Raw genomic sequence first — 415 nt, 5'->3', positions numbered from 1 at the left:
GCGCACATGTGGTGCAGTGTCGGTGCCAATGAAGAAATTGCCATCGCCCGACGTGGCGGCCTTGCGAAGAGCCAAGCGGTGGCGCTCGCGCTTGGCGAGTGGCAAACAGTATAGATGGGGCCTCAAGCCGCCTTGGAATAGCGAGGAGCGATTGAGCAGCAGATGATGTGGCGTGATCGTACCCGCGACACGTCCGGCGTGAAAACGCACAATATCGAGAGTCTCGGCGGTCGTGACGTGTTCGAGCACCACCTTCAATCCTTGATGGCGCTTCAGCAGCGGCAACAGGCTCTGTTCCATAAATACAGATTCCCGGTCGAACGCATCCACGGAAGGGTCCGTGGATTCGCCATGGATCAAGACGGGCATGCCAATCCTTTCCATGCAATCAAGAACAGGAGCCAGAGCAGGGAGA

Annotated in this window: 1 pseudogene; it reads right to left on the bottom strand. The window is 57.8% G+C overall.

Annotated elements, in window-relative coordinates:
- A pseudogene (locus EN935_RS40345) lies at positions 1-369 on the bottom strand (dihydroorotase); the annotation flags it as partial.
- Positions 370-415 lie beyond the last annotated feature (46 nt).

Origin of the sequence: Mesorhizobium sp. M7D.F.Ca.US.004.03.1.1, assembly GCF_003998635.1 — a bacterium.
GTDB lineage: Bacteria > Pseudomonadota > Alphaproteobacteria > Rhizobiales > Rhizobiaceae > Mesorhizobium > Mesorhizobium loti.
Note: the sequence above shows the minus strand (reverse complement) of the source record. Positions and strands in the feature narration are given on the sequence as shown.